4 protein-coding genes are annotated in these 4954 nt (G+C 39.6%); 3 read left to right on the top strand and 1 reads right to left on the bottom strand.

The genetic code is table 11. The features are described 5' to 3' along the window. The first annotated feature begins 139 nt into the window (after positions 1-139). Genes bioF through bioA form a run of 3 tightly spaced genes read left to right on the top strand, consistent with a single transcriptional unit; the run spans position 140 to position 4107 of the window. Positions 140-2050 carry an 8-amino-7-oxononanoate synthase gene (bioF, locus tag AC1UFB_RS15395; RefSeq protein WP_061785473.1) on the top strand — a complete coding sequence of 637 codons (1911 nt, stop codon included), beginning with the start codon at positions 140-142 and terminating at the stop codon, positions 2048-2050. Positions 2051-2065: 15 nt separating this feature from the next. After that, positions 2066-2749, top strand: coding sequence for a dethiobiotin synthase (bioD, locus tag AC1UFB_RS15390; protein ID WP_025909768.1), 684 nt, complete (start codon positions 2066-2068; stop codon positions 2747-2749). Further along, positions 2749-4107 carry an adenosylmethionine--8-amino-7-oxononanoate transaminase gene (bioA, locus tag AC1UFB_RS15385; protein WP_482589459.1) on the top strand — a complete coding sequence of 453 codons (1359 nt, stop codon included), beginning with the start codon at positions 2749-2751 and terminating at the stop codon, positions 4105-4107. The genes bioD and bioA overlap by 1 nt, the downstream gene beginning before the upstream one ends. A 35-nt stretch (positions 4108-4142) precedes the next feature. Here bioA and AC1UFB_RS15380 read toward each other — a convergent pair whose 3' ends face one another. Continuing rightward, positions 4143-4853, bottom strand: coding sequence for a sodium:calcium antiporter (locus AC1UFB_RS15380; RefSeq protein ID WP_482589458.1), 711 nt, complete (start codon positions 4851-4853; stop codon positions 4143-4145). Positions 4854-4954 lie beyond the last annotated feature (101 nt).

The following is a 4954-nucleotide window of genomic DNA, read 5'->3' as shown; positions in this document are numbered from 1 at the left end:
TCTACAAGATAGGTGCCCTTTTTTGTATGCTTTTTTTGGATTTTATTGGTTAATCAACACGCATGAAAAAGAAATATGAAATCAACAATCTTTCAAGAGTTTGTTGTGGATGATGAGAAGAAAGGAGAACCCAGAAAATATGAATCTATTTAGCTTAAAAATGAGAGCTTCCAATAGCAATACCGGTCATCTTTCCGGAGCGGAGAAGATTGTGAATAAACATGAATTACATACGTATACCAATGCTTTACTACATAGAGCTCTCCATCATTCCAAAGGAGCAGCAGATGAAATTACGATGAAAGTCGAGCCCGTACAGCTTAGCGATATTCAACGTTTAGAAGCGTTACCTGTTAAAACTGTAGAAGTGGCTAATCATTATGAAGGAATAAAAGAAGTAAAAAAGCTGCTTTTACAATTAGGTTTACAACAGGCTGAAGAAATCATTGAGATGCTGAGCTCGTGTTCTTCTATGCGCGGCGCAATCTTACTAGACGTTGATACAATGAAACGTCTAGAGCCAGATCAAGAACGAGGGATTCGAGCAACGTATATGGATGCGAACCGCAGTCACTTTCAAGAAGACCTCACAAAGAAAAATCATTTCCAAGAAGCGCTTGTATTAGCGACAAAAGTAGCCCATGCGCCAAATGTTATTGGTGAAATTTGTATCTCGGATGATCCTGATTACGTAACTGGCTACGTCGCCTCTAAAGAGTTCGGTTATGTTCGAATTACAAAGCTAAAACAAAAAGGAAGTCACTTGGGCGGGCGCATCTTTTTATATCGTCATTCTGAGAGCGGCGTGAACGAAACGATTGCGTATTTAGAAAAGCAAAAAATAGTTGTAGATTTAGGCCTATCAAAAAGATTAAACGAAGCAAAACAGCAAGATAAATGGAGAAAGATAAAAAGCGACTTAGCCTCTTTACAAGAAAATCATCTTTATCGATCATTCAACGAAATTCAAACAGCTCAAGAGGCGCATGTGAAAATGCACGACAGAGAGTACGTGATGCTTGCGTCAAACAGCTACTTAAATTTATGTAATCATCCAGGCGTAAAGAGTTATGCGCTTCAAATGGGAGAAGCATATGGTATTGGCTCAGGAGGTTCGAGGTTAACAACGGGTACGACAACTCTTCATCGGTTATTGGAAGAAATGATTGCCGAGTTTAAAGAGACGGAAGCAGCTCTTGTGTTTAACACGGGATACATGGCCAACGTTGGTGTTATTTCATCGCTTCTTTCTGAAGGAGACGTGATTTTTAGCGATGAGCTAAACCACGCAAGCATTATTGACGGATGCCGGCTCAGTAAAGCGAAAACCGTTGTGTATAAGCATAATGACATGAACGATTTAGAAGAAAAAATTTTAGCTCACTCTTGTGAAAATGGCTTAATTGTGAGCGATGCTGTTTTCAGTATGGATGGAGATGTTGTGAACCTTCCTGAGCTGATGCGCTTAGCGAATCAGTATGGCTTGTTTTCAATGATAGATGAAGCACATTCAACAGGCGTCCTTGGAGAACGTGGTCGAGGAGTTTGTAAGTATTTTCAGCTGACACAAAAGCCTGACATTATTATGGGAACGCTGAGTAAAGCGCTCGGTGGAGAAGGTGGGTTTGTGTGTGGAGATAAGCTGCTTATTGAATACTTGAAAAACAAAGCGCGCAGTTTTATCTTTTCCACTTCGCTATCTCCCGTAACCAGTGCGTCGGCTATAGAAGCACTGAGGTTAATCATGAATGATGATACACAAGTTACAAAGCTTCAAGAGAATATTGCTTACTTTAATGAATGCTTGCAGGCTCATGGAATCTCTGCACGTTCAAATTCAGCTATTTTTCCAATCGTTGTTGGAAGTGAACAAGCAGCACTGGATGCATCAGCAAAGCTTTTTGATCATGGCTATTTTATTTCAGCCATTCGCTATCCAACCGTTGCCAAAGGGAGCGCACGTCTTCGAGTGTCACTGATGGCTGATCATTCAAAGAAAGAGCTGTCAGAAGCAGCTAAATTAATAAAAAAATACATCGGTAATGTATAGGAGGTAGAAACAAAGATGGGAAAAGGCTTATTTATTACTGGGACAGGAACAGATGTAGGAAAAACATACGTGACGGGTTTACTTGTGAAAAAGCTTCGAGAACACGGCTATGACTGTGGTTATTATAAACCTGCGCTTAGCGGAGCGGAAGTAGAATGTGAACAATTAATTCCAGGAGATGCTAAGCATGTGCTTGAAACCGCAGGAATTCGTGAGAAGCCAGAAAATACGGTGTCTTATATTTATAAACACGCCGTATCACCGCATTTGGCAGCCAACCTTGAAGGAAATCCTGTCGATCTCAACATTATTAAGAAAGACTACCAAAAGGCTAAGGAGAAGTATGATTATGTAGTGGTTGAAGGAAGCGGAGGAATTCTTTGTCCGATTCGTTGGGATGATCAGCAGCATATTTTACTAGAAGATATTGTAAAAGAGCTGAACTTATCTACGATTGTTATTGCGGATGCGGGGCTTGGAACCATCAATGCGACGGTGTTGACAATTGAATATTTAAGAGCACGCAATATTCAGGTGAAAGGAATTATTTTTAACCGTTCACGCGAAGGCGACGTTATGGAAGAAGACAATCAAAAAATGGTCGAAGTGCTAACTGGAGTTTCAGTAATTGGTTTGGTGAAGGAAAATGATACAGAGCTTGCAATGGAAGCAGAAAAAGTAGCGGAGCTGTTTGCATAATGAAAAGCATTGAAAACATGAACTTAGTAGAAAAAGACTTAAAATATATTTGGCACCCGTGCTCACAAATGAAAGACTATGAAGAGCTTAAGCCCATTGTCATCGAAAGAGGAGACGGCGTGTATTTATATGATAAAGAAGGGAACTCTTATTTAGACATTGTGAGTTCATGGTGGTGTAACCTTCTTGGCCACTGTAACCCCGTCATTAACGATAAAATCAAAGATCAACTCGATCAACTCGAGCACGTGATTTTTGCCAACTTTACGCATGAGCCTGCAATTAAACTATGCGAAGCGTTAATGGAAATTATTCCTAAAGGGCTAAGCAAATTTAATTTTTCCGATAACGGTTCAGCAGCTGTAGAATGCGCGTTAAAAATGGCGTTTCAGTACCAATATCAAACCGGTCATAAAGAAAAAACGAGGTTTATGTGCTTTACAGATGGCTATCATGGTGAAACGATTGGCGCTTTATCGGTGGGAAGCCTAGATTTGTATGCGCAAATCTATAATCCAATGCTGATGGATACAATTCGAATTGATGCGCCGGATTGCTATCGATGTCCTTACGGGAAAACAAGAGATTCCTGTCAGGTGGAGTGCTTCGTACAGGCAGAGAAAGCATTTGAAAAGCATGGTCATGAAACGTGTGCGATGATTGTCGAGCCTATTTTACAAGGAGCAGCGGGAATGAGAATGTATCCATCTCGCTACCTTCAAAAGCTAAGAGCCTTATGCGATGAGTATGGTGTACTGTTAATTGCCGATGAAATTGCAACTGGCTTTGGAAGAACAGGTAAGATGTTTGCATGCGATCACGCGGAGATTACACCGGATATTATGTGTGTTTCAAAAGGACTCACTGGTGGCTATCTGCCGATGGCAATTACGATTACGAATAATCAAATTTATGAAGTATTTTACGCAGAATATAAAGAAGGAAAAGCCTTTATGCACAGCCATACGTATAGTGGTAACCCATTAGCGTGCTCTGCAGCTTTAGCGGTAGTGAATATTTTGAAGCACGACCACGTTTTAGAAAAAGCAACCGTGCGAGCAGCTTATTTAAATAGAAGAATAAACGAAGCGTTACTGCATCATCCTCATGTTGGTGAAATTCGCAACATAGGATTAATAAACGCTGTTGAGCTTGTCAAAAATAAAGAAACGAAAGAACCATTTAGCTCAGAGAATCGAGTTGGTTATCAGATTTACAAAGCAGCGTTGAAGAAGGGGCTCATCCTCCGTCCACTAGGAGACGTTCTATACTTTAACCCCCCTTTAACTATTGATGAAGAGGAGCTAGACGAAGCTATTGACAGCTGCGTAAGCGCTATTAACAAAGTAATAGGATGAAAAATGCAAAAGCCGTATGCATATGCATGCGGCTTTTATGCAGCTGAATTTAAGTAGATGATATAGCTTGCTATAAAGTAACAAGCAATAATTAAAATTGATGGTACAACATAAAACCATGAAGATGTGATGTTCTTTCGTGACATTGAAAATAGGCTAATGGAGATGAGTATCATTGACGCAACAATTGTATATAAGTGACTGCCGCTGGCTGCGCTTAACAGTGCCCCTTTGCGATAAAAGACGTCTGTTCCTGCTAAAATCAATAAGTTGAATAAGTTACTTCCGACAATCCCACCAATCGCTAACTTATAATTTTTTAAACGAATGGCGATAACAACAGAGACTGCTTCAGGAAGTGACGTGCTGGCTGCGACTAAAAACGAACCAACAAAGGAAGCGCCTAAACCTGTAATAACAGCGATACGATCACCTGAGATGGTTAAAATACTTCCAAATACCATAATAAACACTGCTGCTATGGAAAAACCAACAACGGCTCTTTTTAAAGTTGGTCCCCTATCTTGAAGGTTCTCTTCTTGTTTTTCCTCTTCTTCAACATGCTCTGCTGCATAGGTAGAAATGATTTTTACGCCTATAAAATAGACAATGATTAAAATAACAGTATCAATTCCAATCCCAAAGATATGGTAAGGGATGTTAAAGAATAAAGAAGCTGCAACTAAAAAAGAGAGAAAAATGGTTAACAAAGAAGTATATCGATTTTCTTTGCTAGCATAGATCATAATTTTGTGCTTTCGAAAAAATAAATCTAACGTATATAAGTTGAATTAAAGGATTACGATTACTCTCTGTTGAAGTATAAGGGTAACACTTACCAATGAAC

This window comes from Priestia sp. KCTC 13724, from assembly GCF_056820425.1.
Note: the sequence above shows the minus strand (reverse complement) of the source record. Positions and strands in the feature narration are given on the sequence as shown.